Genomic DNA, 26,332 nt, shown 5'->3' with positions numbered 1-26,332 from the left:
GTGGTCGGGTGAGGGCGGCGTGCGCTCTCACCCGGCGCGATACTCCCGCGGCGACATACCGTACGTCTCCTTGAACAGCTTCGAGAAGTTCGAGGAATCGATCAAACCGTGACGCGCACAGACGGTTCCGATACTGTCTGCGGCGAAACGAGGGTCACGCAGATCGCGGTGGCACCTCTCCAGTCGCCTGGATCTGATCCAGCCGGCCACCGTGCGACCGTCCTGCTCGAAGAGCTTCTGCAAGTAGCGCGTCGAGATATGCAGGTGCGCAGCGAGAGACGCCGTGGACAGTGTCGGATCGGACAGCTGAGATTCGACGAGACTCTTGGCCTCGATCAGGAGTGTGGATCCCGGCGCATCGTGGGGAGCCGCGTCGTCGAGAGCGGCGCAGAGCAAATCGAGGACGGCGTTCTCGAGCATCGGTGTCGTCGGCAATGTGCCGTCGGCGGCGTTGCGACGCAAATTGAACAGGAACGGCGACACCAGCGCACCGACGCCGTGATCGCCCTCGATGCGACGCGCGGCAACGGTCGTCAAGTCACGGGAATCGATGCGGAGCGCGTCGCGTGGAAACATCACCACGAACATCTCGAAGTCCCCGGCGAAGTGCAGATCGTAAGGGGCACTGGTGTCGTAGACCGCGAAGTCGCCAGGATGGAGCACGGCCTCGCGCTCGTTCTGGACGATCGTGCCGCACCCCGTCAGTTGCAGACCCACCTTGATCAATCCCGGGTCGGACCGCCGGATGGTCGCGCGTGTGCGCCTGACGTCGACCTCCCGGCCGGTCACCTCGCTCAGTTGCAGCGCCCCGAGCGTCGACGACACCAGCGTGCCCTGGAACGACGACGGCCCGGTGGACACAGCGTCGAGAGGCACGAACGCCGTGGAGACGTTCTCGCGCCATTGCTCGAAATCCTGTGCCACCGGGCTCATGTCATACGGTCGGACGGTTGTCGATCAGACGGCGGGCCTTACCGATGGAACGCTCGAGGGCCGCCGGTGCAACGACGTCGACCGCGACGCTGACGCCGATCCGGTCCTTGACCAGCTTCTTCAGCGTTGCTGCGGCAATCGGATGCGTGTCGAGCGCGGCATCGGGTCGGGCTTCGACGAGGACGGTCAGTGAGTCCATGCGTCCGGCACGCTCGAGCACACACTGGAACTGCGGTGCCAGAACGGGAACCGTCAAGATCAGCTCCTCGATCTGCGTCGGGAAGAGATTGACCCCGCGCAGAATGATCATGTCGTCGGTGCGGCCGGTGACCTTCTGCATCCGACGCATCGTGCGAGCCGTGCCCGGCAACAGTCGCGTCAGATCGCGGGTGCGGTAGCGGATGATCGGCATCGCTTCCTTGGACAAGGACGTGAACACCAATTCACCCTCCTCGCCGTCGGGCAGAACCTCGCCGGTCACCGGGTCGATGACCTCCGGGTAGAAATGATCCTCCCAGATGTGGAGTCCGTCCTTGGTTTCGACGCATTCCATCGCGACACCCGGTCCCATGACCTCGGACAGGCCGTAGATGTCGACGGCGTCCATGTCGAGAGTCTTCTCGATCTCCTTGCGCATCTCCTCGGTCCAGGGCTCCGCGCCGAAGACACCGGTTTTCAGCGAGGTCTTCGCCGGATCGATGCCCTTCTTGACCATCGCGTCGACGATCGTGAGCATGTACGACGGCGTGACCATGATGGCGTCGGGCTCGAAGTCCTCGATGAGCTGGATCTGACGATCGGTCATACCGCCCGACATTGGAATCACCGTGCAGCCCAGACGTTCTGCGCCGTAGTGCGCGCCGAGTCCGCCGGTGAAGAGGCCGTACCCGTAGGCCACGTGCACCTTGTCCGACGGCTTGACGCCACCGGCGCGGAGGCTGCGGGCGATGAGGTCGGCCCAGTTACTGATGTCGTTCGCGGTGTAACCGACGACAGTGGGACGTCCGGTGGTGCCCGAGGACGCGTGGATGCGCGAGACCTTGTCCTGCGGCACCGCGAACATGCCGAACGGGTAGTTCTCCCGCAGGTCCTTCTTGGCGGTGAACGGGAACTTCGCCAGATCCGACAGATCTTTCAGATCGGTCGGATGCACCCCGGCGTCGTCGAATGCCTTCGTGTAGTGCGGAACGTTGTCGTACGCGTGCTGCAGCGACCATCGCAGGCGCTCCAACTGCAGCGTGGAAATGCGGTCCCGAGAGGCGAACTCGATGTCGGGGGTATCGGTGGGGGCGGACAGCACACTGGTCATGATCGGTCTCTCGTGGTCTCAGGCGTCGAAGTCGACGGTGACGGTGTCGCTGAGTGGGAAGGTTTGGCAGGTGAGCACGAAGCCGGCATCGACCTCGTTGTCTTCCAATGCATAGTTACGACGCATGTCGACCTCTCCGAAGGTCACCTTCGCGCGGCAGGTGCCGCACACTCCGCCCTTGCATGCGAAGGGGAGATCCGAGCGCAGCTGCTCGGCCGAATCGAGAATCGACTCGTCCTGCGGCAGAGCGCCTTTCACCTCGCGGCCATCGAGGATGATCGTGACCTCACTGCTGGGGCCGGTAATACCGGGCTCGCGGTGCTGCTCCTGCGGCGGCGGTACGTCGTCGACGTAGAACAGTTCGTGGTGAATGCTGCTCTTCGCGACGCCGAGTTCCTTCAGAACGTCCTGGGCATCGTTCACCATCCCGAACGGACCGCATAACCAGAAGTGGTCGATGTCCGGTGTTGCGACGACGGTGTCGAGTATCTCGCGAAGCCGGTCGGCATCGAGCCTGCCGCTGAACAATTCGACTTCCCGTGGTTCGCGAGACAGCACGTGAATGACGTCGAATCGACTGCCGTACTGATCCTTCAGGTCGGCGATCTCCTCGGCGAACATCACCGTTCGCGTCCGGCGATTGCCGTACAGCAGAACCACTTCGGAGTCGGGATTCGCCAGAACGGATGCCGCAATCGACAACATCGGGGTGATACCGGAACCGGCGGCGATGAGCACGTGCCTGCCGGCCTGGGCCGGATCAGCGTGGAAGGTGCCGCTCGGGCCCTGCACGTCGATGCGGTCGCCTGCTTTGACGTCGTGAACGAGCCAGGAGGAGAACAGACCGTCGGACACCTCGCGGACACCGACGCGGGGACGCGCACCGGCCGGGGCGCAGATGGAGTAGGAGCGGCGGTGCTCGACGCCGTCGACGGTGCGGCTGAGCATCAGTGACTGGCCCGGTCGAAAGTCGAACTCTTCGCGCAATTCTTCCGGGACGTCGAACGTGACAGCAACGGCGTCGTCGCAGAGGGATTCCACGTCGGCAACGGTCAATGAATGAAAAGGCTTGTTGCGTAGATTCTTCTGAACGGGCTCGGCGGTGACGGTCATCAGATTTCCTTCACGTGGTCGAAGGGCTCGAGGCAGTCGTCGCACCGGTACTGGGCTTTGCAGAGGGTGGCGCCGAACTCGGACGTGAGCCGGGTGTTGCGCGAGCTGCATTGCGGGCAGGTGAGCTGACGGGGTTTGACGGTCAAGGTCAGCGGAACCGGGCCGGATGTACGTTCCGGGGCCGGACCCGGAGTGGAGTAGCCGGTCTCGCGCAGCTTGCGCAGGCCCTCCTCGGAGATCCAGTCGGTACTCCATGCCGGCGTCAGGCTGGTGACGATCTCGACATCCGCGTAGCCGTGGTCCTGAAGCGTGTGAGCGATGTCGTCCCGCATCGTCGCCATGGCGGGGCAGCCGGAGTACGTCGGAGTGATCGTGACGAGCACGCTGCCGTTCTCGCGTACCTCGACGTCGCGCAGGACGCCGAGGTCGTCGAGGGTGAGCAGCGGCATCTCCGGATCCATGACGGTAGCTGCGATGTCGCGAGCCGAAAGTTCCATCGTTGTCACCAGACTCCCTCCGGATGTGCCCTCGCCACGACCTGCATCTCGGCGATCAACGGGCCGAAGGCCTCGGTGTGAATGCCGCGACGGCCACCGCGGCCGCCGATGGTGCCCACGGACTTGCCCTCGGGGGCGTCCAGCTCCGCGGCGTGCAGCACCTGTGCAAGAACCGAATCGAACTCGTCGCGAACATCGCGAGGGTCGACGGCGACACCGACCTTCGCGAGTGCGATCTCCTCGTCCGTCGGGATGAACAATTCCGAGACGTACGGCCAGATCCGGGTCACGGCGTCGCGGACGCGTCGCTTCGATTCGTCGGTTCCGCAGCCCAGGGTGACGACCCAGCGTGCCGCGTAATCGCGGTGGTACGTCAGCTCTTTGACGCCCTTGTTCGCGACCGCGGCAAGGACGGGATCACGGGATTCCTGCAGGCGGGTGAAGACGGCGAGACGCCACGTCGAGAACACCAGCAGCCGAACCAGCGACTTCGCGAAGTCGCCGTTGTCGAGCTCGGTGAGTCTGAGGTTGCGGAAGTCGGCCTCGTCGCGAAAGAACGCCAGCGCATCCTCGGCGGGTGCGGGTGAGGTGTCCGAAATGAACGGCACCACCGTCGGATCGGCTTTGGCGGCGCGGGCCAGCAGCAGCCGGGCCTGGCCGAGGAGGTCGAGGCCGACGTTCGCCAGCGCCACCTCTTCTTCCAGTTCCGGTGCGCGAGTGCTCCATTCGGCGAGGCGCTGCGAGCTGATCAGCGCGTCGTCGCCGAGCATGAGGCAGTATGCGGCAAGCGAGTTCAGGTCGACGTCGTCGGGAACGGTGGTATCGACGCCGGCGAGCGGGTCGTCGAAACTCGTCCCGAATGCCCACTGCCCGTGCGAGTCCTCGTCGACGAGGCCCTCGTAGGCGCTGTCGTGATCAGTCATGGGTGCTTGTCCTCTGGGAGTATGGGTCTCACATGTGGGGAACGTTGTCGGGGATCTCGTAGAACGTCGGGTGGCGGTACACCTTGTCGCCACTCGGTGCGAAGAACGGATCCTTCTCCGACGGCGACGACGCGACGATCGAGTTGGACGGAACCACCCAGATGCTGACGCCTTCGTTGCGGCGGGTGTAGACGTCGCGAGCATGCCGCAGGGCCATGTGGTCGTCGGCAGCGTGGAGCGATCCGACATGCACGTGGTTCAGGCCGCGCTTGCCGCGAAGGAACACCTCGTACAGCGGCCAATCAGCCTTGACTGCTTCCCGTTTCGGCTCGACCGGAACACCCTCGGTGGGCACGGCTCCGTGGCCGCCCTCGGCCGTGAATTCTGTCATGATGCTGCGTTCCTTTCGGCGAATGCGGTTGCGGCCTCACGGACCCAGGCTCCGCCGTCGTGAGCTGCGCGCCGGTTCGCGATGCGCTCGACGTTGGAGGCACCGTTGCCCTTGATCACCTGCATGAACTCGGACCAGTCGGGCTCGCCGAAATCGTGCGACTTTCGCTCCTCGTTCCACTTCAGGTCCGGGTCGGGGAACGTGACTCCGAGTGCCTTCGCCTGTGGGATCGACATGTCGACGAAGCGTTGGCGCAGTTCGTCGTTGGTGTGGCGCTTGATGCCCCACTTCATGGACTGCTCGGTGTTGGGGGACTCGTCGTCCGGCGGGCCGAACATCATCAGAGCCGGCCACCACCATCGGTTGACGGACTCCTGAACCATGGCGCGCTGTTCGTCGGTGCCGCGCATCATCGTGGCCAGCAGCTCGTAGCCCTGGCGCTGGTGGAAGGACTCTTCTTTGCAGACGCGGATCATCGCGCGTGCGTACGGCCCGAAGCTGCTGCGGCACAGGGGAACTTGGTTGCAGATCGCTGCACCGTCGACGAGCCAGCCGATGGTGCCCACGTCGGCGTACGTCAGGGTGGGGTAGTTGAAGATCGAGGAGTACTTCTGCTTGCCCTCGATGAGCTTGACCGTCAGGTCTGCACGATCTGCTCCGAGGGTTTCGGCAGCAGAGTAGAGGTAGAGGCCGTGGCCGGCTTCGTCCTGCACCTTGGCCATCAGAATCGCCTTGCGGCGCAACGACGGTGCGCGGGTGAGCCAGTTGCCCTCCGGCTGCATGCCGATGATCTCGGAGTGCGCGTGCTGGGCGATCTGGCGGATGAGCGACTTGCGGTAGCCGTCCGGCATCCAGTCGCGGGGCTCGACGCGATGTTCACGGGCGACGGTGTCGTCGAACCCGTCCTGCAGCGTCTCGGCGGACAAGGTGTTTGACGTGGTCATAAGTCCTACTTTCATTACCGAATGATCGGTTGGTAACCAGTATGCCTGGAAGTGACCCCGGGCACAAGAGCGGCGAGAGCGGCTTCGCCGCACGTGCGCGGAACTTCGTAGCAGGGGTCGAGTTTCCACTCACATGCCGACGAAGGAGGCTCTCGTCTTGTTCAGGAACGCGTCGACGGCGGCCCTATGGTCTGCGGTCTGTCCCAGAGCGGTCTGTGCCTGCGCCTCGCGGTCCAGGGCGTCGGACAGTCCGGACCGCGCGATCAGTGATTTGACCTGCTTGTACGCCAGGGTGGGTCCCGCAGCGAGCGTTGTGGCCAGCGTGCGCGCGGTCTCGAGAACGTCGGCATCGTCGACGACGCGATGCACCAGACCCCAGTCGAGGGCCTGCGCGGCGGTGACCTTGTCGCCGAGCAGCATCAGTCCCGCGGCCCGGCTCGCGCCCAGTGCGTCGACCAGCGTGTAGCTCAACCCCGAGTCGCTGGCCAATCCGATGCCGGTGAACGCCGTCGCGAACGACGACTTGGTGCCGGCCACTCGGATGTCTCCGGCGAGTGCAATTCCGAGACCCGCGCCGACGCACGCGCCGGGGATGGCCACGACTATCGGCACCTCGAGCGCTTCGAGCCCTCGGATGACCGGGTTGTAATGCTCGCCGACGGTATCCATCGCCGTGGCCGGGTCGGCTTCGAGCGCGGTGACGTGCTCGCCGAGGTCCTGGCCGACGCAGAAGTTCTTGCCCTCCGCGGTGATGAGCACCGCGCGCACGCTGGGTGCGGCGGCGTTCTGCACTGCAGACATCAGGCCGATTTTCGTCATGACGTCGAGGGCGTTGTGTGCTTCGGAGCGCGCGAGGGTGATGGTCGCCAGGCCGTCGGTGACATCGAACCGTACCGTCATGCGTTCGTCCAATCGTGAAAGCCGCGACCGGACTTGCGTCCGATGTCGCCGCGAGCAACCATGTCTCGCAACAACTGCGGGGGAGTGAACCTGTCGCCGAGGGTCGACGCCAGGTGTTCTGCGATGGCGAGCCGAACGTCCAACCCGACGAGGTCGGTGGACCGCAACGGACCCATCGGATGCTTGTAGCCGAGTTCCATGGCGCGGTCGATCGATTCGGCGTCGGCGACGCCTTCCTCCAGCATCCGGATGGCCTCGAGTCCGAGGCACACGCCGAGCCGGGAGGTAGCGAACCCGGGGGAGTCGTTGACGAGCACCTCGGTTTTGCCGAGCAGTGACACCCACTGCTGCACTCGCTGCACGACGTCTAGGGAAGTGGCCGGAGCGCGCACGATCTCGACGAGAGTCGACGCCGGAACCGGGTTGAAGAAGTGCATCCCGATGAAGCGGCTCGGATCACTCAGTGCTGCACCGAGTTCCGCGATGGAGATCGAGCTCGTGTTCGACGCGATGACCGTGTCGGGCCCGGCGATCTTGTCGACGAGAGCCAGTACCTCGACCTTGAGCGACGGGATCTCGGGTACCGCTTCGACAACCACGTCCAGGTCGGCAGCAAGATCCGCGGGGCCGGCGACGGTGGAGACCCGGGCGAGAATCGCAGCGGGGTCCTCGCTGAGCTTGCCGCGCTCGTGCGCCCGGTCCAGCCCGGTCGAGACTCGTCCGAGGGCTGCAGTCTGGTCGGCTGCTTCGGCGATGACGACGCTCGAGCCGAGGGCCGCGAACACCTGGGCAATACCCGCGCCCATCCGTCCGCCACCGACGACACCAACTGAGCGGGGAGCTGTCATTTCTTCTTCTCCAGAAATGCCGTCATGCGGCGTTGTTTGTCTTCGGTCTCGAACAGGACGGCCTGCGCGATGTCGTCGGCCCACGGGTGCGAACCGGGCGCATCGAGGATCTTCTTGGTGAGTTTCAGTGCCAGTGGTGCTTGCTTGGCAATGCGATCCGCGAGTGAATGCGCTGCGGCCAAGGGCTCGTCGACGACGTCCAGCACCAGGCCGGATCGGAGTGCCGCCTCTGCGTCGAGTGTCCGGCCACCGAGAAGCACCTGCTTCGCTACGGACACGCCCACCAGCGTCGGTAACCGGTAGCTGGCCCCGGCGGCAGCCATGATGCCCAGTCCCGGTTCGGGATTACCGAACACGGCCGTCGGCGACGCGATACGGATGTCGCAGGCGTAGGACAGTTCGGCTCCACCGCCGAGCGCGTATCCGTGCACGGCTGCGATCGTCGGCAGGGGCAAAGCTGCAATGCGATCGAACAGGTTTCGGTTGATGCCGCGCAGTGCGTCGTCGCGAGTGCGGGCCCGCAACTGGTTGATGTCGGCACCCCCGGCAAAATGCTCGCCCGCTCCGGTCAGGATCACGATCCTGGGATCCTGCTCCACGAGCGCGCACACCTCGTGCAACTCGCCGATCATGTCGGAATCGATTGCGTTGCGCTGCTTCTCGCGACTCAGGGTGACGACAACGCGGTCCGTCGACTCCTCCACGATGAGTGTGTTCACGGTGCCTCGATCAACATCGACACGCCTTGCCCGACGCCGACGCACAGTGTCGCGAGCCCACGGGAGGCCTTCTCGCGTTCCATCCGGCCCAAAAGCGTCAACAGAATTCGAGCACCCGACGAGCCGAGAGGGTGGCCGAGGGCGATGGCCCCGCCGTCGGCGTTGACGATGTCCTCGTCGAGCTTCAGCTGGCGGATGACGCCGAGGGACTGTGCCGCGAAGGCCTCGTTGAGTTCGACGGCACCGAGGTCGTCGATCGACCATCCCGCGCGCGTGAGCGCCTTCTGCGTGGACGGGACCGGCCCGAGTCCCATGATGTGGGGCGCGATGCCGGCGCTCGCGCTGGTGACGATGCGGCCGCGAACCTCGAGGCCGTACGTGCGCACGGCTTCTTCCGAGGCCACCACCAATGCCGATGCCCCGTCGGTGAACGGTGACGACGTGCCGGCGGTGACGATTCCGCCCTTTCGGAACACGGTCTTCAGGGTGCCGAGCTTGTCCAACGTGGTTCCGCGGCGCGGCGTCTCGTCCTCGGTGACCTCGCCGTTCTTGGTGCTGACGGGCACGATCTCGTCGGCGAAGCGCCCGGCATCCTGGGCGGCGATGGCACGCTGCTGACTGCGGAAAGCGAAGGCGTCGGACTCTTCACGGGTGATGCCTTCGCTGAGCGCGACCTCTTCGGCGGTCTCACCCATCGACAATGTGATCTTGGGGTCGGTCCCCGCGTCGTGCGCTGCGAAGGTCGGGTTGGTGAATCGCCAGCCGAGGGAGGTATCGAAGATCTCGCCGGGCTTGGCCCACGCCGTCCCGGGCTTGGCCATGACCCATGGCGCGCGCGTCATGGACTCGACGCCACCGGCGACGATGATGTCGGCCTCACCGCTGCGAATGGTGCTCGCGGCGTTGGCTACTGCGGTCAGTCCGCTCGCGCACAGGCGATTGACGGTATATCCCGGCACCGACTGGGGCAGACCTGCGAGCAGAACCGCCATTCTGGCCACATCGCGATTGTCCTCGCCTGCCTGGTTGGCCGCACCCAGAATCACCTCGTCGATTCGGTCGACGGGTACGCCCGCTCTGCGGACCGCCTCGGCCACGACCAGTCCGGCGAGATCGTCGGGGCGCACCGAGGCCAGGGCACTGCCGTAGCGCCCGTGCGGGGTACGTGCGCCGGCCACGAGAAATACTTCGCCCACTTCGAAAACTCCTTCGTCGGTTGCGTCATTAATAACCGAACATTCGGTCGTTTGGCAAGGTCTGCTGCCCGTGGTGCTGTGGAATCGTCCGCCGACTGCGAAGATGTGGCAATGACAACCGCACGCGCGCCGCGCAAGACCGGACAGCCAGGGCGGCCGGGATACGACCTGGATTCCCTCTTGGCCGTGGCGGTCAAGGTCTTCAACGACCGTGGGTACGACGGCACCAGCATGGAGATTCTGGCGAAGCGGCTCGGTATCACCAAGTCGTCGATCTACCACCACGTATCGGGCAAGTCCGAGTTGCTCGAACTCGCGCTGTCGAGGGCTCTCAATGCGCTGTTCGCCGTGACGACCGAGGATCGGGCGACCACCGGGCGGTACATCGATCGCCTCGAATACCTGGTGCGTCGCAGCGTCGACATCCTGTGCGCGGAACTGCCCTACGTGACGCTGCTGCTGCGGGTGCGGGGCAACACCGACGTCGAGCGGCGCGCTCTCGCCCGCAGGCGCGAATTCGACACGTTCGTCACCGGGCTCGTCGTCGCCGCCGCCGAGGAGGGCGACCTGCGTCCCGGTGTCGACCCGGCTCTGGCGTCCAAGCTCGTCTTCGGCACGGTCAACTCGCTCATCGAGTGGTACCGCCCGCGCACCGGCGGATCCGTCGAGGAATTGGCCGACGCCGTCGTGGCTCTGACCTTCGACGGCCTGCGCCGCACGTAGCGAGGGCATGCTCAGCCGGGTCGTTCCGCAGGCTCCACTCCTGGTCTTGACTTCTCGGCGTTCGGCGGCGATGGTAATTACCGACCGAACGTACGGTGAGATGGAGGCGTTGTGAGCAGACTTCTGGAAAGCTATGCCCAGGGCACGTGGTATTCCGCGACCGACGAGGGAACGCCGCTGCTGAGCGCCGTCGACGGCAGTGAGATCGCCCGGGTGTCATCCAGTGGTCTCGACGTCGCAGGCATGGTCGACTACGCCCGGACCGTCGGCGGCCCCGCGCTCGCAGCCCTGACGTTCCACGAGCGTGCAGCCCTGCTCAAGCAACTGGGCCTGACGCTGCTGGCCGGCAAAGAGGAGTTCTACCAACTCTCCCGGCACACCGGAGCCACCACCCGCGATTCCGGCGTCGACATCGACGGCGGTTTCGGCACCGTGCTGAGCTACGCGAGCAAGGCTCGACGTGAACTCCCCAACGAGACGGTCTACCTCGACGGCGCCATCGAGCAGCTCGGCAAGAAGGGCACCTTCCTCGGTCAGCACATCTACACCTCCCGGCGCGGCGTCGCCGTGCAGATCAACGCGTACAACTTCCCCGTCTGGGGCTTCCTCGAAAAGCTGGCACCCGCGTTCATCGCGGGCGTGCCCTCGATCGTCAAGCCCGCCAGTCAAACTGCGTACCTGACCGAGCTTGTCTTCCGTCGGATCATCGAGTCTGGGTTGCTGCCCGAGGGTTCGATTCAGTTGCTGTGCGGCAGTGCCCGCGGTGTCCTCGACCACCTCGGCGGCCAGGACTCGGTGGCCTTCACCGGATCGGCCGATACCGCTGCGACCCTGCGCTCACACCCCAACGTCGTCGGCGAGGGACTCCATTTCACGGCGGAAGCCGATTCTCTCAACGCGTCCATCCTGGGTTCCGATGTGTCACAGAGTGATCCGGAGTTCGATCTGTTCGTCAAAGGTGTCTTCACCGAGATGGCATCCAAAGCCGGCCAGAAGTGCACGGCCATCCGCCGCGTGCTGGTGCCGCAGGACTCGGTCGAACCCGTCATCGAGGCGCTGAAGGCCAAGCTCGACAAGGTCGTCGTCGGTGACCCGCAGGACGACGGCGTCACCATGGGTGCACTCGCCAGCATCGACCAGCGTGACGAGGTCCTCAAATCCATTCGTGGACTGATCAAGTCGGCCACCGTCGTCTTCGGTGATCCCGACTCCGTGGATTCACGGCCCGGTGCCTTCATGGCACCGGTCCTGTTGAAGGCCGGCGACAAGGGCGCACCCGAACCGCACGAGATCGAGGCATTCGGGCCCGTCTCCACCGTCATCGGTTACGACAGCACCGCAGACCTGCTCGACCTCGTCGCGCGCGGAAAGGGCTCTCTGGTCGTATCTCTGGTGACCAAAGATTCGGCCATCGCGCGCGAGATCGTGCTGGGCACCGCTCCGTATCACGGGCGCATCCTGGTCCTGAACTCCGAGGACGCCAAGGAATCGACCGGTCACGGTTCGCCGCTACCGGTACTGGTGCACGGCGGACCCGGCCGCGCAGGCGGTGGTGAAGAACTCGGCGGTATCCGCGGCGTCCTGCACCACATGCAGCGCACCGCAATCCAGGGAACCCCGGACGTTCTGACGGCCATCGGCAACAAGTGGGTCACCGGAGCGAAGCAGACGACCGGCGACGTTCACCCGTTCCGCAAGAACCTCGGCGAACTGCGACTGGGAGATACCATCGTCGGTGGCCCACGACAGGTCACCCGCGCCGACATCGATCACTTCGCCGAATTCACCGGCGACACGTTCTACGCGCACACCGATCCTGAAGCGGCAGCGGCAAATCCGTTGTTCGGCGGCATCGTGGCGCACGGCTACCTGGTGGTCTCGCTGGCCGCAGGGCTGTTCGTCGACCCGGCACCGGGCCCAGTCCTGGCGAACTTCGGCGTCGACAGCCTGCGCTTCCTGACGCCGGTCAAGGCCGAGGATTCGCTGACGGTCACGTTGACGGCCAAGCTCATCACACCGCGCCAAAGTGCCGATTACGGCGAGGTGCGGTGGGACGCAGTGGTCGTCAACCACGACGGTGACGCCGTCGCCACCTACGACGTACTCACTCTGGTCGCGAAGCCCGAGGTCGCGTCATGAGCGTGCGAGTAGCCGTCTGTTACGGAATGCCAGAGGACCCTGCCGCCTTCGATCGGCACTACACCGAGGTGCACGTGCCCCTCGCTCGCGCAGTTCCCGGCCTGGTCGACTTCACCTGGGGCACGCTCGACTCGCTCGACGAGTCCCCGCCGCCCTACTACGCAATCGCAAGTCTGTACTTCGCGGACGAGGCGTCGCTGAAGGCAGGATTGGGTTCGCCCGAGATGACAGCGGCAGGCAAGGATCTGCGGAACTTCGCAAGCGGTGGCGTCACGATGTTCACCCAGAACGAGCGTTCGGTGTTGCAGCCGTGACCGATTCGCCTATTGCGCGGGAGATGTTCGAGGTCGACGCCGCGTCCCGCAAGCTCGGTATCGAACTGATCGAGCTGTCACCCGGTCACGCGAGAATGTCGATGGTCGTGACCGAGGACATGGTCAACGGTTACGCCATCACACACGGCGGATACGTCTTCCTGCTTGCGGATACGACGTTCGCTATGGCCTGCAACTCGCACGAGGACTCGGCCGTCGCTGCCCGATGCGACATCCGGTACCTCCGTCCGACGAAGGCCGGTGACGTTCTCGTCGCCGACGCCGTCGAGCGTGCGAGGTTCGGCCGCAACGGTATCTACGACGTGTCGGTGACGTGCCGAGACGAGCTGATCGCCGAATTCCGAGGCGACAGTCGCACGATAGCGCGCTAGCGATCCGGCGCGTGGAAGTACTGTGAGTCGGTGACCACTGCAGACCTGTCGGCGCTGGCAGACGCCACCGCCACTGCGGTGGGTGGTGCTGTGTCGGTGATGGATCCGCAGGGCTATGTGGTGGCGTATTCGTCGGTGCCGGGGCAGCCGATCGACGACGTGCGACGCGACGGCATTCTGGGCAAGCAGGTCCCGGCTCGATACATGGTGCATCACATCGATCCGGACTTCCGGCGCAGCTCGACCGTGCACGTCGTCGATGTGGCCGGTGCGCTACCCCGTCTGGCAGTAGCAGTTTCGGTCGACGGTGAGTACCTCGGCTCCATCTGGTGCATTGCGTCCGGTGCCGGCATCCGTCCGCCGGCCCCTGCGGCAGTGGCTGCATTGACGCGTGCGGCCGCAGCTGCAGTGCCGTTGTTGTCGGCCCGACATCATCCGGCCGATGCCGACAACCCCAGGGTGCGTGCGTTACTGACCGATCCCGAGGTCGTCACTACGCCGGGAAAGCGCTACGCCGTTCTGGCCGCAGAAGTGGAGTCGCCGCGAGCGCAGAAAATGTTGGTGCAGCTCGCTGGTCTGCTGCAGCTCACGTTCGGCAACGCGGGCGACTCCGGATGCATCGTCGACGGGAACATCGTCCTGCTGGTGGTGGAGTCCGACGACGAACGCGCATTCGCTGCGGAGGCAGAGGAGGTTCGACGACGCGCAGAGGCGGCCTTCGGTGCTGCGGTGAGCTTCGCGATCGGTGGCCCGGACGCCCGTCCCGCGATGGCGCTCAGACATGCTCACTGGGTACTCGACGCGATCGAAACAGGCTCACAAACAACCACATTCGAGCAGAATCGGGTATCGGTCACTCTTCGGAGAGCGGGGGAGGCGCTGTCGGAGGTGTCGCTCGCGTTGCCTGCCGTCGAGCGGATGCTGTCCTGCGATGCCTCGGAAGGTACGGAATACGCCGCGACGGTGCTGGCGTTGTTGGCACACGAATCCAACGTCGCTGCCGCGTCTGCGTCGCTGTACCTGCACCCCAATACCTTTCGCTACCGACTCCGGCGTACCAAGGAGTTGTTCGGTCTCGATCTCGATGACGTGGACACCCGGTTGCTGGTGTGGATGTCGCTGCGGCTCACGACCGGGCGGTGAGGACCTTCCCTGGGTTGAGCAGGTAGTGCGGGTCGAGCAGCTCCTTGATGCCGCGCTGCAGTTCCGCTGCAACAGAATCGAGTTCGGTCTCGAGTAGATCGCGTTTGAGCAGGCCGACGCCGTGTTCACCGGTAATGGTCCCGCCCAGCGAGAGTGCGAATGCCGCGATCTCGTCGAACGCGCGGTGCGCGGCCGTCAAGGAGCTCGGGTCCATCGGGTCGACGATGACTGTCGGATGAATGTTGCCGTCCCCTGCGTGGCCGACGACGCCGATGACGATGCCGATGCGCTCGGCGATGCGTCCGACCTCGTCGATCATCGCGGCGAGCTGCGAAATAGGAACGGACACATCGTCGACCAACGGTGAGCCGAGACGCTCGAGTGCCGGGTACGCCAGTCGACGGGCCTGCACGAGCTGTTCCGATTCGACCTCGTCCTCGGCAACCGCCACATCGGTTGCCCCGGCTGCGGTGCACAGTGCGGCGATGGCTTCGAGCTCCTGCACAGAGCCTGCGCCGATATCGGATTGAGCGATCAGCACGGCCGCGGCGTCGGTGCCGAAGTCCATCCGGGCGTACGCGTCGATCGCGGCGATGGTGGTGCGGTCCAGCAACTCGAACAGGCTCGGAGTGATACCGGCGGCCCGGATCTGCGTCACCGCTTCACCGGCCGCGACAGTCGACGGGAAGGTCGCGGCCATGGTCAGCGGAGTGGCAGCCGGAAAGTCGAGACCTACGGTTGCCTCGGTGATGATTCCGAGTGTGCCTTCGGATCCGACGAACAGTTCGGCCAGGGAAAGCCCGGCCACGCCTTTGACAGTGCGTCGACCGACGAACGTGGCGCGCCCGTCGGCGAGTACGACGCGCAGACCACGGACGAACCGTGCTGTGACGCCGTATTTCACGCAGCACAGACCGCCGGCGTTGGTGGCGATGTTGCCGCCGATGGTCGACGCCTCCCAGCTGGACGGGTCGGGGATGTACGTCAATCCCTGCTGCAGGGCAGCATCTTTCAGCTCTTTGTTCGTGACACCGGGTTGCACGACGGCGGTGCGGTTGACGACGTCCAACTCGACGATCTTGTTCATCCGCCGGGTGTTGAGGGCAATGGCTCCGACGCTGGCGTTCGCGGCTCCCGCCAGGCCGGTCAATGCACCCTGCGGCACCACGGGAATGCGATGTGCCGATGCGATTTTCATGATCGCCTGTACGTCCGATTCGGTGCTCGGTAGCACTGCCGCCAGGGGTATGGCGGATTCGCACAGAGCGGCGGCGTCGTGCCGGAAGCTCTGCAGGATGTCCGGGTCGGTCACCACCGCGTCGGCACCGAGGGCGCGCATCAGTTCGTCGATGACCGGCGAATGGAGAACGAGGGTGGTCGGAGCAGCCATGGATTCGAGTATGTCGGGCGGCGCTGTCGATGTCTGCGTCGTTTCGGACGAAGCACGAGGTCTCGATCGGTAGTTTCCGACGAAGTGTGGGCAGGGCCTTGTTATGCACGCGACCACCTTGACAAACTACGGTGGCGCCGGTCACAGTAATTACCGACCGAATGGACGGTGAGTTTTATCCGGTTCGTCGGTTACCTGAATCCGCCGCTGTTCATACCCCACGTCACTCCGAACTGTCGCTCGCTCTCACGAGCGCCGGAGCCCGAACGAAACGAGATCGTCGATGACAACACAGGTCGAGACGCCCACCGGGGTGTCGCGTGAGCATCGCCGCGCCGCGATGGCCAGCATGGTCGGAACCACCGTCGAGTGGTACGACTTCTTCATCTACGCGCAGGCCGCGTCGTTGATCTTCGCTCAGCTGTTCTTCGCGCCCATGGGCTCGTCCGGACAGCTGGTCGCCTACGTGACCATCGGTATCAGCTTCGTGTTCCGTCCTCTCGGGGCCATCGTCGCGGGGTACTTCGGCGACAAGATCGGTCGCAAGAAGGTCCTCATCGCGACCCTCACCCTCATGGGCGCGGCCACCGTCGGAATGGGACTGCTGCCCACGTACGCGACCATCGGCATCTGGGCTCCGATCATCCTGATCGTGTTGCGCATCCTGCAGGGATTCTCGACCGGCGGCGAATGGGGCGGCGCGGCATTGATGGCCGTCGAGCACGCCCCGAAGGGCAAGCGCGGAACCTACGGTGCCGCAACTCAGATGGGTGTTCCGCTCGGCATGCTCATCGCGGTGGGAACGTTGGCACTGTGCACCGGTTTGCTCAGCGAAGAGCAGTTCGAGGCCTGGGGCTGGCGTATTCCGTTCCTCATCAGCTTCGTGCTGATCCTCGTCGGCTTCTACATCCGACGCCGCGTCGAAGAGACCCCGGTGTTCAAGGAGCTCGCAGAACGCAAGGAGCGCAACCACACTCCCGTTCGTGCACTGTGGCGCACCAACAAGAAGCAGGTCATGCTCGCCGCGCTGTCGTTCGTGGGTAACAACGGCAACGGTTACATCATCGTCGGTGGCTTCATCGTCGCGTACTCGACGAGGGAGCACGGGCTCGCCCGTGTGGACGTGTTGGTGGCCAGTTTGTTCGCCGCTCTCGTGTGGGGTGTGTTCACCCTGCTCGGTGCGTATCTGTCCGACCGCTACTCCCGGACCGCCATCATGAACCTGGGCAACGCATCGATGGTGTTGTGCGCCATCCCGTTCTTCCTGCTCGTCGATACCGGTGAGCTGCAGTGGATCTACGTGGCCCTTGGACTCTTCGCCGTCGGACTCGGCCTCGCCTACGGACCACAGCCGGCGCTGTACGCCGAAATGTTCCCCGCAGCAGTCCGATTCAGTGGAGCATCCATCGGCTACGCGATCGGTACGGTACTCGGTGGGGCCTTCGTCCCGACGATCTCCGAGGCACTGTTCAAGGGAACCGGTACCTCGATGTCGATCTCGATCTACCTGATGATCCTGGCCGCAATCTCTTTCGTTGCTACCTCGCGAATCAAGAACCGTAAAGACGAGGATCTGAACGTCTGAGTTATCTCGCTCCGAGGGCCCCGGAACCGCTCAGGTTCTGGGGTTTTCGCTGATTCTGAGCCTCACTGGCGATAGATTTCCACGTGGGCACCGGTGACCCCGCCGACGTTCGATGTGGGCATACCCCAACTCGAGCTGCAAGTGCCCGATGCCTGATCCGTCGGCACGAATGAGCGAGTCGAGGAGGTGTAAGGCCCCACCGCGTAGAACGGGAAGCGGTTGGGGATGCCGTGAAGACCCCAGCACTCGACAGCGAGGGTGTACTCAACAATCTAAGTCGTGGATTCATCTACCGCTGGACGCGAGCACGAGTCACGAACAATCTTGGCGGGCCGTATGAAACCCAGCCTGTTGCAGCACTTCTCGAACCGAGATTCGGGCAGATCGATCGGATTGTGTCCTGGCCCGAGATACCCTCCCCGTCACCTGCGCTGACAGTTGCCTCCTATGGAGACCGTCTCTGAACGTCCCGGACGCTGCGAGGGTCCACCCCGGCGGAACATGATCGGTCGGCGGACGATACGCGAGGTCGATGCTCACCGCGGCCAGGCCTGGACGCGCAGCACTGACATTGACACCGATATCCGACGCCGCAACCACCGACGCTGGATCGGGAACCGCATGCACGTGGTGTCCAGTCGGCACCAGCGAGTACTAACCATCGGGGACATCAACGTTCGCCGTGTTCACACTGTCCAAATCTACTGTGCACCGACTGACTCACTCAGTGAGTAGACCCGCAGGCGTCCTCTTCGACCTCAGCGGGTCAAAATCCTCACGACTTGCCCAGCGGCCACAGACCGGCTGTCTGCATGAAGGTCAGATCTGTCTAGACGGAGTACCGATGCGAACGGTTCCGTACAAGTTCTTACTGAAAACTGTTGCAGCACAGTATATGTAGACGTTTACCTGACATAGCCTCTATTGTCGGCGATAAATATTGTGTGCGTACACGGGGCTGACAGTGTGTCGACACTACTGTCCCGTGACAGAGGCTAGACATAGTCCAGCTTGCCGAGCTGCGGAACCACTAGAGCAGGTTCCTCGATGTTCCCATGGCCCGAACATCGCCCGCCGCGCACTGGCGTTGGATACCGCCACTGGTAGTGGTTGAGAGTGTTTCACCGTTCCAGTGCCACCGTTCCGGGATACTCGCAACTAGGACGAAAGGCAGTCGGCCTGAGAGACGGGTGCGGGCCACAACATGGGGGCGTCTGTGACTAATCGGGGTAAACCGCGCGTGGGTAAGTCGACAAAAGACCGGCGCCGAGACGCGCGGTCTGCGAAAGCACCGCATCGCGCGCCGCGGGCTAGTGGTCTGACTATCGAACATGGACCCACCCACATGTCTCCCGTGATCTCGGATCACGCCGGACTGTCGGCGATGAATTATGTGGATCGCCTTGAGTACCTCAGGCAATTCGACTCCAGCTCACTGCTTCGTACTCTGGCCAATATTCAGTCTCGGCTCGACGTCGCGTCGACCACTGACCAGTCAGAGGGCCGCGTGGAACGCAGCCTCCTCTCGGAGTCGCACGCCACCTGGGCTGGCCGTCTCACGATAATGGCCGGGGTCCCCCATCGCCTCATTCCGCCGCGGTCCATGACTCAATTGTTCCGCGAGGCTCTAGAGCGGGGCAGCAGCGATGTCGACTCCACGGTCCGAGATATCGAGATCGCCGACATACTCGAGTTGGTCATGTCCATCTCGACGGAGCACGCCGCCGCGGTAAATCCTCTTGATGCCGTCGCCAATCCAGACCCTGCCCAGCGCAGGGCGCAGATGGCTGTCGTCCAGGCCTATACCCCGGAAGAGAATGTGGCCGCCGTCCGCAGGGAGGCTCTCGAAGAGACCGTGAACCTGCAGAGCAACGAGCCTCTCAAGCTCGAACTCATCAAAGCCTCGACCTACGATCTCTGGTTCCGGCCCTGGCCGGGCCGAGTGACCGATACCCGTATAGGCACAACACCCGCAGACGCCTTCGAGATCGCAAATCATGTACCACTACTCGATGTCATGGTGGTAGGACAGATCATCACCGAGGCCATGATCGCGGGGCGGTTCGATTGGACCCGCGAACAGCTGATCCAGGCGGGAGCCACTACGGACGCAGTGCAGTTCGTGATCGACAACATGGCTTTCGACGCAGCCCGTTTCGAGCGGAGACTCCGTCGTGACCGCGCGAACGGCCCCGTTGCAGACCAGCGGTACGTCTTTACCGAACGACCCTTCCTCCTACCGGAACCCGACACACTGCTTGGACTGCGCTACCAGTGGGTCATCGACCGGTTCTTCGGCTCGCAGCTCTACTGGCAGACATTTTTTCCCTTCGGCGCAGTGGAACCAGGATCGACGGCGGAGGCGTTCAGCCAGGCCATCAACTACGCCTTCGAGCGGGTAGCCGGCGATATCCTCGAACGGATCACCTCTCACAGCTCCAAGATCACCCGGCTGGTCACCGAGACCGAGATGCAAGCCGAATGGACTCAGAGCAGAAATCACACACCGTCCGTCTGCGACTTCATGCTGGTAGCCGGTCGCGCCTGCTTTGTCATCGATGCAACGAACCACCATCTGAGCGCGAACTTGGCGCAGGGACTCGGCGACGTCGACACTTTCAACGCCGATGTCGAGGCGTCCTTTGTGACGACAAAATTCAAGCAGATTGCTTCCACGGCGAAGCGGGTCAGAGAGACGCTCCCCTTCGGTATCGAGGCCAATCCAGTCTTCTACCCCTACGTCGTGGTCCCGAACAATGGCCTGTCGAATACCACCGCTGTGCAGCTCGACTGGATGACCAGATCGAGACCGTCCTTCGAGGAGCTTCGGGGGTCGACCCGCACCCCTGTCCCCCTTCGGATCGGCGACCTTGCGCTCTTCGAGGGGATAGCAGAACGCTTCTCGCGCCCCGACAGAGACATAGCCGATCTGTTCGGTGGCTGGACAGGCCAGCAGCCGTTTCCAGTTTCGGTGCGCGAACTTCTTCACCAGGCCGGGATTCCCGCCGCCATCCCGCAGCGGATGATCGATGACCAGAAAGCCCTGGACCGGCTCATCCTCGACCGTCGCAGACGGTGACTGCGATCGAGCTCGAACTCTAGGACCTGATCGTCTGGTGATCCGCACGCCGTGCGGATCCACAGAGACGAGGAAGTCAGAAGATGGTCAATTGGTTTCCGTTGACACGCCGCACCCGCCGCGTGCGCATCCTGGGCGCGACCGGCGGCGCAAGCTCGTCCTGTTCCGCGGGCTTACGCAGGCGCACTCCTGCTTTGGTCGCGATCACCGCACGCACGTAGAGGCGATACGAATGCCGTTCGCGGCCGGCATCGCTGGTGCGGTCGTGCCACTGCGATCTCCAGGCCGAGCTTCCCGCGTCGGGAACGGCGACTGCTCGATCGGCTAACCGGTCAAGCAAGATGTCGAGCTTCTCGACGAGTATCTGTGCGAGTTCGTCGAGGATGCACTCAGGAACGCCTGCTACTCCCCCGGTCTCGTTCTCTCCCACGTGTGCAATGTAGTGGGCTCCACCGACACCACGGATGTCTGGCGCTCTTCGACGACGGCAAGAAGGATCAGGATGAAGATGACGATGAATTGCCGAACACCGACGAGCGGCTAGCGCTCGTGTCCGTAGTCCCGATTGACCGTGAACGTTGCACACGTGCTGCACTGAGCCCACACTGCTGATGCTCTCTACATCTACTGGCTTCGAAAATCAAACAAACGATTTCAATAAAACTCAGTTATGTTTGTACTCGCACTTCAGAGGTCAACCGAACAGGAGGTGGCATCATCGAGAAGATCTACGAACTGCACTCGACGGCGCTTCAAGTGCTGAGAAGCTGCGGCGTTCGGGTGGCAGCGGGAAATCCCACCGAACTAACTCTCGTTCTACCCGACGGGCGGTCCCGCACGGTGGCGGTCACCGTACGACGGAGCCCACCGCCCCCCAGCACAGTCGATCACATACGGCACCGTAGTCGCGGCACTCAAGCACTGATCATCACGCATCATATGACCCAGTACTTGCGCGATTGTGCGTTGGGAGGGTTGGTGGATGTCATCGCTGTGGACAACGAGATCGCCATCATTGCAGGCATCACGTTCACTCCACCTGCATTGCCCAGTTCGGCGGCCACGACTCCAGCACGACGCGGACCGAAACCATGGACGCGGTGGGCTGTCGAAAGGCTGCTTCTACTGACTGACGTGCCCAAGCCTCAGGCTCACCTGGCAGAAGAGTTGGCGGTGACCCAGCAGTCCATCTCACATGTACTGCGACGCCATCCTTTTGCCAGCCGACAAGGAAGTGGATGGGTGATCGACAGAAAGAACGACCTACTCGACCAATATTTGCTGGAGTATCCGGGTGCTGGGGGGCCGTCCACCTACTGGTTCGGCCTCGAACAGACGGTCCAGCAAGTAATGGATGCTCGGACCCTCACATCGGAACTGGCGGTAACTGCGCTGACGAGCGGAGACGTCGCTGCCGACACCTATGCGCCGTGGAGATTGCCCGCATACGCTGCCATCTACACCGCTGAAATACTCGACTTCACACCCGCGGGATTTACTCCCGCTCGCCCAGGCGAGCACACTTTACAGGTGACGGTGCCCGATGATTCGACTATTTGGAGAACAGCTGCAGCGCTCTTTCCGTCCAGGCACGGACAGGGGCTCGCTGACCCGATCATCACGCTGACCGACCTGCGCCGTAGTCCGGGCCCGGACGCAGACGAGGCATCCGAACATCTACGTCAGGCAATCGTGAGCGGTGAATGGCGTGTCTGATTCGATCGCTATAGAGATCTTTGCGGCGTCGAACGCCGCGGATCTTGGTTTGCGAGCCCTCGCCGACCTCGCGGCCGCGTCCGAGGGTCATCCGTATCGAGTGATCGGTGGACATATGGTTCACATCCTCACCCATGTGTATCCGACTCCGGACGCGGTCGCCCGTGTCACTGCCGATGCCGACGCGGGGATCGAGACGGTCGTCGCCGCTGGCGATGGATTGCACGAGAACCTCCTCGAGCGTGGCTACACCAGGGTCGAGGGGAACCATTACGAAGCTCCGTCCGGCGACGACCGAAAACCTCTGGAGATCGATCTGTTGGTGCCCTCGATGACGGGGAAGTCTCTGACCACTGTTGTGTTGGGAGAGCGTGGTTTCGACGCTATCCCCGGGTTGAGTTTGGCATTGGCGGCTCCTGCACTCGATGTCGCCGTGCAGGCCCAGCTATACAGCGGAGACGAACTGACCTTCTCGGTGCTGATACCCGATGTCGAGTCGGCCGTGGTACTCAAGGCACTCGCGTGGCGGAGTCGCATGGCAGACAAAGACGTCAGCGATCTCTGTTCGCTGTTCGCCATCACCCACCAGCACAAGGACCAATTGAAGAACGGTTGGAAGCTCGATACAGCGACAGGTGGGACGCGCCTCGACGCAAATCGAGCACTCCACGATCTCCTCGGAATCATCGACCGGTCCCAACCGCTCGGAGGTTTGACGATGGTCGCGCCACGCTTCGGTGCCCTGATTCGAGCCTATGCAGGCTCGCCTCATCCTTGAGCCAACACGCCGGCCCCGGCCTGTCGTACCACCAATGAGAAGGATGGCCGTGCAACTCGAACATCTGACCGCGACTACCTTCAGTCAGCACACGTGGAATCGAATGGTGTCCGCCGCGGCTGAGCGCGCACGCGTCCAGGAACGCGCGGTGATCTTGTCCGGCGATTTCGCCTTGTCGGTCGCCGAGCGCCTGGGTAATCCCCACTACGACGTGAGCCATCGTGTCAATGCACTGACCGTCGCGAAAACATTTTGCGGTGAAGACGGCAACGCTGAGATCGTTCTCAACTATCGACTCCTCAGCCGCGATGGACGTCGGATCGAAAGCCAAGGGTCGGCCGGGAGCTCATCGCGGTACCTCGCACACGAGTTTTACCACGCTGCAGTGCATTCCAGAGGAGAGCCCTCCGTGCGGCCTACACGCCCCTTGGCTACCGACGCTGCTTTCTGGCTGTCCAATGCGTGGAAGCTACTCGACGAACTACGAGTCGAGCGCGCACTCTATGCGGTCGACTGGCCGCAGGACATTGACTTCGTGGGCGAGCTCGAGTGCACTCTGGACGACTTCATGTCTGTGGTCCAGGACCCATCGGCGGACGTCGCTGGCTTCACGACGCGCCGAATGAACGGGTTGTGCGACCGTCTCGGCCACGCCGCTGCCACCTCACGACTCGGCTGTAGCCCCGTGTGGAACCGACACGGAGGCACCTGCCGCCACGAATTCCTCGAAGTCCTACGAGAAGTCCCCCATGCAGGGACAAGGAGCACGACGGGAGAACTCGTCGACCACGCGGACCGCATCGCACACTGCCTCAAGCACTGGTACGGCGAAGCGACCGGCTACAGAATCGAGTCCCCTGCGCCCGGATCTCTACTGTTCGTAAAAGATTGGGCTGCAACGAAAAGGTGACCGTACGGGAAGACTCGGTGCGTATGCACCCCAAGGCTGGTCGGACCACCACGATCGTCGTACGTGGCGGTTCTGCACATCCGAACTGACCCGGTGCGTGGTCACCTGCGGGCCTCGATGACGCACATGTAGCCTGCCGAAATGGAAGACGACGCCCAGTTCGACACCGCAGTCATTCACAACATGATCGAGATGTTCGTTGCTCCAGTATTCCGCAGCAGAGGCCTTCCAGACGACCCTCATACCGTCAGCCGATTTCTGGTCGAGCTACCAGCGAATGGTGACACTCCAGCGATCTACATAGACGAGGAGGTCGACGGCAAACTCCTAGTTACGATCTCGCGAGAGGACGACGGCCACCAGTATCTGGACCGCGTCGAGCCGCAAGAAGGCGTAGTGCAGCCCAGTAGCGGCTGGGTGGCGTACTGGCGGTCCGGTGCTGCCGGAGTCCTCGGGTTCGACTTTCGTAAAAATCTGGACCAGGTTGAAGAATTGGCTCTCAAGGCCGAAAAATATCTGACTGCAGCCAAATCTGTTGGCAAGGAAAACGTTTCTCCTGCACTGGAAATGCTCTTCGCGGCAGCCGAGCTGACAGTGCAGGCCTTGATGTTGCTCCAATCGCAGCCCACCCAGGATCACGGCGCGCGGCGTCGATGGTTACGGCAGTGGGCGGCTGCGCAGAACAGCCCCGCCTCTCATTCTCAGGTCCTCGATGATCTCGCATCGAAACGGTCTATAGCGCGATACTCACCGACGGATCCGAAACTCAAGATCGGACGCTTCGAGGGAATCGTGAACACAGTGCAGGCGATGATCGATCAGACTCGCACACATGCCGGTGACAATGCCCCGGCGGTGAACGTCGAGATTGCAAGTCAGTTCTACCGACACGAGGAACGGACCGGAAACCGTCCGACAACCACGTAGCCACCGGCCGGACCATCAAGACCAACGTCCACCAACAGTGAATTGTTCTACGGGCTATATAACTGCTAGCTCGATACCGTTTACTCCCCGGATCTCGCGATGTAACAGCTCTGCTTCGGTGTGAGGTTCGGCCCACCGTCGGAGCTACGGCCTCGGGCCGCGCCGCTGGTGTCCATGTTCGATGTTCTGCTGCGCGATGGTGTGGTGGTGCTCGATGTTCTCGGCCTCGCGCCGTAGTTGCTGCTGTTCTTCATGCTCGTCGCGTCGTTGCTGCTCGATGTGTTCGTGCAGGGTGTCGATGCTCGTGTGGACGGTCTTGTACGGCGCGTGCTCGGCCCGGTTCTCGGGTCGGTCGCCGGCGATCGAGGTGGTGTCGGTGACCTGGTAGCGGTCGCGGTAGGCGGCGATCTCAGCGGCGGTGCGATTCCATTCGGCTGCGAGAGCGTCGTTGTCAGGCCGCTGCTCGAGGTAGCGGGTGAACTCGAGCATGGCCTACATCGGTGCCCTCAACCTGTGGGACATGGCCAGGCCACACCTCGAGGAGTTGGTGGCCTTCACCGGCGAATCGTCGTCGATGGCCCAGCTCGACGGCTCCGACATCGTCTACGTCGCTCGCGTGGCATTGCCCAAGCATCGCGCTGCGAGTAGACATCGGAACCCGATTTCCTGCCATGGTGACGTCCCAAGGTCGGGCCCTTCTCTCGGCGATGGACCGGGGCGCGGTACACGAGCGCCTGTCCGCGCCGAGTCACTCGGGTGCACCTCAAATCCAGTTCCGTCGCAGATTCGCTGGATCGGTCATTTGGAAAGCGGCGTCGCTTCCCTGTCCGGACAATTAGTTCCGGCCCTGACGTGCGAGATCTCCGAGCCGGCGGGTATGTAGACATACTCGTCTTCGGAAACGTCGCCCTCTTGGGGGGTCGAATGAAAGTGCGCCAGGATTCGGTCCGGGTCTACATCGGAGACTTGCCATATACACGCAGGCCGCACACGGTCGGCAAAATGGAACTCAAAGTTAGCCGCTTCCTCTAGCCCGACTGTCCACGCCCAGCTGATCTCGCCATCGTGTTCGGCATACCGAAACAGAACTGTGGGTGTCTCGCACGCTGCTTGGGACTCGCCTTCATAGGACAGGTAGCCGACACGATCGAAAAGCTCCATCCATTCTGCAGGTGTCAAGCGATCAGGTGTTCGTCCGTCGTAACTCGGCAATTTCTCAATGGGCAGCGCGACGAGGCCCTCGTTCACATGAGTCCAGACGTCCTGGATTGCGTCGCTCAGAACTTCTACCGACATCTGGTCTCGTACATCCCACAGCAGGATCCGTGGCCAATCCGCCTCGCCAATGTCTGCCTGCTGCATCACCAAGTCTTTCCGCATCAGCCACCGATCCCATGTCATAGGAGTCGAAGCGGCGGCAAGGTGATCATTCATCCACGCAACGCTATTCGACGCTCGCCTGT

At 63.3% G+C, this 26,332-nt stretch carries 26 protein-coding genes; 11 read left to right on the top strand and 15 right to left on the bottom strand.

The genetic code is table 11. The features are described 5' to 3' along the window. Positions 1-27: 27 nt before the first annotated feature. From CH278_RS24765 to CH278_RS24715, 11 genes are all read right to left on the bottom strand, one after another. Positions 28-933: a helix-turn-helix domain-containing protein gene (locus CH278_RS24765; RefSeq protein WP_057472487.1), complete on the bottom strand. Its 906-nt coding sequence runs from the start codon at positions 931-933 to the stop codon at positions 28-30. Between the two features lies 1 nt (position 934). After that, the gene (gene paaK / locus CH278_RS24760) at positions 935-2,242 is read right to left on the bottom strand and encodes a phenylacetate--CoA ligase PaaK (RefSeq protein ID WP_027494661.1); all 1,308 of its coding nucleotides are present in this window, start codon (positions 2,240-2,242) and stop codon (positions 935-937) included. 18 nt (positions 2,243-2,260) lie between these two features. Then, the gene (gene paaE, locus CH278_RS24755) at positions 2,261-3,355 is read right to left on the bottom strand and encodes a 1,2-phenylacetyl-CoA epoxidase subunit PaaE (protein WP_094623112.1); all 1,095 of its coding nucleotides are present in this window, start codon (positions 3,353-3,355) and stop codon (positions 2,261-2,263) included. Continuing rightward, positions 3,355-3,852, bottom strand: a complete 498-nt coding sequence (gene paaD / locus CH278_RS24750) for a 1,2-phenylacetyl-CoA epoxidase subunit PaaD (protein ID WP_032385906.1) — start codon at positions 3,850-3,852, stop codon at positions 3,355-3,357. Before paaD ends, paaE begins: the two co-directional genes overlap by 1 nt. A gap of 5 nt (positions 3,853-3,857) precedes the next feature. Continuing rightward, positions 3,858-4,775, bottom strand: a complete 918-nt coding sequence (gene paaC, locus CH278_RS24745; RefSeq protein WP_094623111.1) for a 1,2-phenylacetyl-CoA epoxidase subunit PaaC — start codon at positions 4,773-4,775, stop codon at positions 3,858-3,860. A gap of 28 nt (positions 4,776-4,803) precedes the next feature. Continuing rightward, on the bottom strand, positions 4,804-5,166 hold the full coding sequence (gene paaB / locus CH278_RS24740; protein WP_032404451.1) for a 1,2-phenylacetyl-CoA epoxidase subunit PaaB: 363 nt from the start codon (positions 5,164-5,166) through the stop codon (positions 4,804-4,806). Beyond that, positions 5,163-6,110, bottom strand: coding sequence for a 1,2-phenylacetyl-CoA epoxidase subunit PaaA (paaA, locus tag CH278_RS24735; protein ID WP_094623110.1), 948 nt, complete (start codon positions 6,108-6,110; stop codon positions 5,163-5,165). Before paaA ends, paaB begins: the two co-directional genes overlap by 4 nt. A 129-nt stretch (positions 6,111-6,239) precedes the next feature. Further along, the gene (locus CH278_RS24730; protein ID WP_094623109.1) at positions 6,240-7,010 is read right to left on the bottom strand and encodes an enoyl-CoA hydratase/isomerase family protein; all 771 of its coding nucleotides are present in this window, start codon (positions 7,008-7,010) and stop codon (positions 6,240-6,242) included. Next, the gene (locus CH278_RS24725; protein ID WP_094623108.1) at positions 7,007-7,858 is read right to left on the bottom strand and encodes a 3-hydroxyacyl-CoA dehydrogenase family protein; all 852 of its coding nucleotides are present in this window, start codon (positions 7,856-7,858) and stop codon (positions 7,007-7,009) included. Before CH278_RS24725 ends, CH278_RS24730 begins: the two co-directional genes overlap by 4 nt. Next, a complete protein-coding gene (locus CH278_RS24720) occupies positions 7,855-8,577 on the bottom strand; it encodes an enoyl-CoA hydratase/isomerase family protein (protein ID WP_094623107.1) in 723 nt (240 codons plus the stop codon). Before CH278_RS24720 ends, CH278_RS24725 begins: the two co-directional genes overlap by 4 nt. Further along, a complete protein-coding gene (locus CH278_RS24715) occupies positions 8,574-9,773 on the bottom strand; it encodes a thiolase family protein (protein ID WP_094623106.1) in 1,200 nt (399 codons plus the stop codon). The genes CH278_RS24720 and CH278_RS24715 overlap by 4 nt, the downstream gene beginning before the upstream one ends. Before the next feature lie 111 nt (positions 9,774-9,884). On the opposite strand from CH278_RS24715, the gene CH278_RS24710 reads away from it, so the two are divergent. From CH278_RS24710 to CH278_RS24690, 5 genes are all read left to right on the top strand, one after another. Continuing rightward, positions 9,885-10,496, top strand: coding sequence for a TetR/AcrR family transcriptional regulator (locus tag CH278_RS24710; protein WP_027494651.1), 612 nt, complete (start codon positions 9,885-9,887; stop codon positions 10,494-10,496). A gap of 111 nt (positions 10,497-10,607) precedes the next feature. After that, entirely contained in the window at positions 10,608-12,635 is a 2,028-nt protein-coding gene (paaZ, locus tag CH278_RS24705) for a phenylacetic acid degradation bifunctional protein PaaZ (protein ID WP_094623105.1), read from the top strand. Next, positions 12,632-12,949: an EthD family reductase gene (locus tag CH278_RS24700; RefSeq protein ID WP_032367839.1), complete on the top strand. Its 318-nt coding sequence runs from the start codon at positions 12,632-12,634 to the stop codon at positions 12,947-12,949. The genes paaZ and CH278_RS24700 overlap by 4 nt, the downstream gene beginning before the upstream one ends. Positions 12,950-12,972: 23 nt before the next feature. Then, positions 12,973-13,341, top strand: coding sequence for a hydroxyphenylacetyl-CoA thioesterase PaaI (gene paaI, locus CH278_RS24695; RefSeq protein ID WP_052056884.1), 369 nt, complete (start codon positions 12,973-12,975; stop codon positions 13,339-13,341). Between the two features lie 30 nt (positions 13,342-13,371). Further along, positions 13,372-14,484 (top strand): PucR family transcriptional regulator, encoded by a 1,113-nt coding sequence (locus CH278_RS24690; RefSeq protein WP_094623104.1) that lies wholly within the window; start codon positions 13,372-13,374, stop codon positions 14,482-14,484. Here CH278_RS24690 and CH278_RS24685 read toward each other — a convergent pair. Next, positions 14,468-15,874, bottom strand: coding sequence for an FAD-binding oxidoreductase (locus tag CH278_RS24685; protein ID WP_094623103.1), 1,407 nt, complete (start codon positions 15,872-15,874; stop codon positions 14,468-14,470). The two genes, CH278_RS24690 and CH278_RS24685, sit on opposite strands and share 17 nt — an antisense overlap. Before the next feature lie 283 nt (positions 15,875-16,157). Here CH278_RS24685 and CH278_RS24680 point away from each other — a divergent pair, with 283 nt between their 5' ends. Together CH278_RS24680 and CH278_RS24670 are read left to right on the top strand one after the other, a co-directional pair. After that, on the top strand, positions 16,158-17,459 hold the full coding sequence (locus CH278_RS24680; RefSeq protein ID WP_094623102.1) for an MFS transporter: 1,302 nt from the start codon (positions 16,158-16,160) through the stop codon (positions 17,457-17,459). A 1,345-nt stretch (positions 17,460-18,804) separates the two neighbouring features. Next, on the top strand, positions 18,805-20,538 hold the full coding sequence (locus tag CH278_RS24670) for a hypothetical protein (RefSeq protein ID WP_094623101.1): 1,734 nt from the start codon (positions 18,805-18,807) through the stop codon (positions 20,536-20,538). 76 nt (positions 20,539-20,614) lie between these two features. Here CH278_RS24670 and CH278_RS24665 read toward each other — a convergent pair whose 3' ends face one another. Further along, the gene (locus CH278_RS24665; RefSeq protein ID WP_094623100.1) at positions 20,615-20,968 is read right to left on the bottom strand and encodes a hypothetical protein; all 354 of its coding nucleotides are present in this window, start codon (positions 20,966-20,968) and stop codon (positions 20,615-20,617) included. A 548-nt stretch (positions 20,969-21,516) separates the two neighbouring features. Here CH278_RS24665 and CH278_RS27250 point away from each other — a divergent pair. The 4 genes from CH278_RS27250 to CH278_RS24645 all read left to right on the top strand — a co-directional run bounded on the left by CH278_RS27250 (position 21,517) and on the right by CH278_RS24645 (position 24,869). Next, positions 21,517-22,254: a hypothetical protein gene (locus CH278_RS27250; protein ID WP_143538018.1), complete on the top strand. Its 738-nt coding sequence runs from the start codon at positions 21,517-21,519 to the stop codon at positions 22,252-22,254. Further along, positions 22,247-23,032, top strand: a complete 786-nt coding sequence (locus tag CH278_RS24655; RefSeq protein ID WP_094623098.1) for a hypothetical protein — start codon at positions 22,247-22,249, stop codon at positions 23,030-23,032. Before CH278_RS27250 ends, CH278_RS24655 begins: the two co-directional genes overlap by 8 nt. A gap of 43 nt (positions 23,033-23,075) precedes the next feature. Continuing rightward, a complete protein-coding gene (locus tag CH278_RS24650; protein ID WP_094623097.1) occupies positions 23,076-23,942 on the top strand; it encodes a hypothetical protein in 867 nt (288 codons plus the stop codon). 141 nt (positions 23,943-24,083) lie between these two features. Continuing rightward, on the top strand, positions 24,084-24,869 hold the full coding sequence (locus tag CH278_RS24645) for a hypothetical protein (protein ID WP_094623096.1): 786 nt from the start codon (positions 24,084-24,086) through the stop codon (positions 24,867-24,869). Between the two features lie 144 nt (positions 24,870-25,013). On the opposite strand, the gene CH278_RS24640 is transcribed toward CH278_RS24645, so the two are convergent. Together CH278_RS24640 and CH278_RS24630 are read right to left on the bottom strand one after the other, a co-directional pair. After that, positions 25,014-25,358, bottom strand: a complete 345-nt coding sequence (locus tag CH278_RS24640) for a hypothetical protein (RefSeq protein ID WP_094623095.1) — start codon at positions 25,356-25,358, stop codon at positions 25,014-25,016. A gap of 309 nt (positions 25,359-25,667) precedes the next feature. Next, complete coding sequence (locus tag CH278_RS24630) at positions 25,668-26,303, bottom strand: hypothetical protein (RefSeq protein WP_143536304.1); 636 nt, start codon at positions 26,301-26,303, stop codon at positions 25,668-25,670. Positions 26,304-26,332: the final 29 nt, after the last annotated feature.

The organism is Rhodococcus sp. 05-2254-5, from assembly GCF_002258575.1.
Taxonomy (GTDB): Bacteria; Actinomycetota; Actinomycetes; order Mycobacteriales; family Mycobacteriaceae; genus Rhodococcoides; species Rhodococcoides fascians.
This window is presented reverse-complemented; position numbering and strand designations above follow the sequence as displayed.

Bases quoted from the DNA above. Each gene is read 5' to 3' on its own strand.
- paaE (WP_094623112.1), bottom strand. From the start codon at position 3,355: ATGACCGTCACCGCCGAGCCCGTTCAGAAGAATCTACGCAACAAGCCT.
- CH278_RS24670 (WP_094623101.1), top strand. From the start codon at position 18,805: ATGTCTCCCGTGATCTCGGATCACGCCGGACTGTCGGCGATGAATTAT.
- CH278_RS24730 (WP_094623109.1), bottom strand. From the start codon at position 7,010: ATGACGGTACGGTTCGATGTCACCGACGGCCTGGCGACCATCACCCTC.
- CH278_RS24725 (WP_094623108.1), bottom strand. From the start codon at position 7,858: ATGACAGCTCCCCGCTCAGTTGGTGTCGTCGGTGGCGGACGGATGGGC.
- paaI (WP_052056884.1), top strand. From the start codon at position 12,973: ATGTTCGAGGTCGACGCCGCGTCCCGCAAGCTCGGTATCGAACTGATC.
- CH278_RS24685 (WP_094623103.1), bottom strand. From the start codon at position 15,874: ATGGCTGCTCCGACCACCCTCGTTCTCCATTCGCCGGTCATCGACGAA.
- CH278_RS24645 (WP_094623096.1), top strand. From the start codon at position 24,084: ATGGAAGACGACGCCCAGTTCGACACCGCAGTCATTCACAACATGATC.
- paaA (WP_094623110.1), bottom strand. From the start codon at position 6,110: ATGACCACGTCAAACACCTTGTCCGCCGAGACGCTGCAGGACGGGTTC.
- CH278_RS24680 (WP_094623102.1), top strand. From the start codon at position 16,158: ATGACAACACAGGTCGAGACGCCCACCGGGGTGTCGCGTGAGCATCGC.
- paaC (WP_094623111.1), bottom strand. From the start codon at position 4,775: ATGACTGATCACGACAGCGCCTACGAGGGCCTCGTCGACGAGGACTCG.
- CH278_RS24650 (WP_094623097.1), top strand. From the start codon at position 23,076: ATGGCCGTGCAACTCGAACATCTGACCGCGACTACCTTCAGTCAGCAC.
- CH278_RS24700 (WP_032367839.1), top strand. From the start codon at position 12,632: ATGAGCGTGCGAGTAGCCGTCTGTTACGGAATGCCAGAGGACCCTGCC.
- CH278_RS24765 (WP_057472487.1), bottom strand. From the start codon at position 933: ATGAGCCCGGTGGCACAGGATTTCGAGCAATGGCGCGAGAACGTCTCC.
- CH278_RS24640 (WP_094623095.1), bottom strand. From the start codon at position 25,358: ATGCTCGAGTTCACCCGCTACCTCGAGCAGCGGCCTGACAACGACGCT.
- CH278_RS24710 (WP_027494651.1), top strand. From the start codon at position 9,885: ATGACAACCGCACGCGCGCCGCGCAAGACCGGACAGCCAGGGCGGCCG.
- paaB (WP_032404451.1), bottom strand. From the start codon at position 5,166: ATGACAGAATTCACGGCCGAGGGCGGCCACGGAGCCGTGCCCACCGAG.
- paaD (WP_032385906.1), bottom strand. From the start codon at position 3,852: ATGGAACTTTCGGCTCGCGACATCGCAGCTACCGTCATGGATCCGGAG.
- paaK (WP_027494661.1), bottom strand. From the start codon at position 2,242: ATGACCAGTGTGCTGTCCGCCCCCACCGATACCCCCGACATCGAGTTC.
- CH278_RS24630 (WP_143536304.1), bottom strand. From the start codon at position 26,303: ATGAATGATCACCTTGCCGCCGCTTCGACTCCTATGACATGGGATCGG.